Source organism: Okeania sp. SIO2C9 (genome assembly GCF_010672455.1).
In the GTDB taxonomy this organism is placed as follows: domain Bacteria; phylum Cyanobacteriota; class Cyanobacteriia; order Cyanobacteriales; family Microcoleaceae; genus Okeania.
Window position 1 is genome coordinate 1 of the sequence record NZ_JAAHGO010000208.1, and the last position, 1,659, is coordinate 1,659.

The window sequence follows — 1,659 nt, forward strand, 5'->3', positions numbered from 1 at the left end:
TACCATATAGGGAGTCATAGCCATCACCCCCATTGATATAATCGTTACCACTATCTCCCCAGATTTCGTCATTACCACCATAACCATATGCTGATAGGTCATTAGAATGTAAGTGGTTATAGTAGTCGTTGAACCCGGTTCCGTAGTAGTATGCACTAGTCATGTTAAGATGTCCCTAAATTTCTGGCAACTTAGTCAAGAGAAAAAGCTTGCTCGTGTGACGAATGAACAGTTATCTGCACAATCAGAATCTGTTAAAGACACTTAGCGAGAAGATACAAGCCATATTTCCTACTTGATTTTTCTTGACAAGTGACACTTCAATAATCGTCCATCTTATTCCCGAGAGGTTTTTGTGAAGTGTTAATGAAGGGTTTGTGAAGGGTTGATGAAGGGGTGTTGTCAGAAACTGTTTCTATTGAAACTGAGAATGCTAAGTCACGATGAACTGGGCTGTCCCTTAGTGTCCTGTTGAGCTTTCACTTTTTCGTAGAGACTGACAACTGTTTCATTGGCAAAGAGTTGGTCTTTGAGTTTGAGGTAATCACCTTCACCTAGATGACAAGCTGCCCAAAAGCGAAGGACTTTTGAAGGCTCTAAATTAGCCATCAAAACTTGAAATCCTTCAGTTAAAGTTTCGTTATCTTTAATCACTTTGATTGGCATCTTCCATAAGCTTATAGCCAGTGTTTCTTAGAAGAGGGTTAGTATGAATAAATGTTGGGTTTCGCCGTAGCTAAACCCAACATACAGGAGGAGTGATCGGGCAAAAAAGGTGGTGATTTGACTATGAACCGACCTGAGGTACAGTCCCTAAAACCACTGCTTGCGCTCCACTATTTCTTCGTAAACGTAATGCTGAGTACCACGTCGTCATAATCATGATCTCCCTGCAAATCATAAGCAGCGTATGCTGTAGAACCTACAAACTTTTCCGTATTAGGCGTAACCAACTTTGAAGTATCATAGTAGATTTCTCCTGCCGATCCAAAGCTACAATCGCACCTATTTGAATAGCTAAGACTTACAGTCAGATTACCACGAGGAATCTCAAAACCGCCTGTTGCCGTACTCTGCGCAAATGTATCGTTAGCCCCCAAACTGATTATATGCTCTGCCAAGATAGCACCGCTGTCGTTTTTAATTTGCATGTGCCCATAACCGCCCCCACGCCCATAGAGCGTATACTGCCCAATGGAATTGTTCGGGATTTCAGAATCATCGATTTTAATTTTTGTTCCTGATACAACAGGCATCTCAATATACTCCTAAACTCTCTCTTTTTTCACTAACAATTCACATGGAAGAACAATAAATTTGCAACCATGTATTTCTTGGACTTAGGACTAAATTTGACTTTTTGTCTTCAGTCACCACACCCTTAAGACGATTCTAAAGAGCTATTTCTGAATTTTTTGAGTTAGAGGGAAATAGGGATCAAAGCCTTGATGATTAAAGGTTTCCGGTTTATTCAGCAAGTCCTAAATAGTTTTGGTCTAGCTGGAATCATAATACCCGCAGGCTAAAAATCAAGAGTAGCGATGGCACTTTCTTTGTGGTGTTCACTGACGCCCAAATAACGTTCTAGAGCATCGAGGGTACGATGACCAGAGATAGATTGAATGTGCCTGAGAGGAACACCAGCATCACTCATTCTAG

3 protein-coding genes are annotated in these 1,659 nt (G+C 41.0%); all 3 read right to left on the reverse strand.

From position 1 onward, the window contains the following. A partial coding sequence (locus F6K23_RS42705; RefSeq protein ID WP_375340832.1) for a hypothetical protein occupies positions 1-163 on the reverse strand: 163 nt, incomplete at its 3' end. Positions 164-438: 275 nt separating this feature from the next. Then, complete coding sequence (locus tag F6K23_RS40340; protein ID WP_293166815.1) at positions 439-666, reverse strand: hypothetical protein; 228 nt, start codon at positions 664-666, stop codon at positions 439-441. A 170-nt stretch (positions 667-836) separates the two neighbouring features. Next, on the reverse strand, positions 837-1,256 hold the full coding sequence (locus F6K23_RS40345; RefSeq protein WP_293166817.1) for a hypothetical protein: 420 nt from the start codon (positions 1,254-1,256) through the stop codon (positions 837-839). Positions 1,257-1,659: the final 403 nt, after the last annotated feature.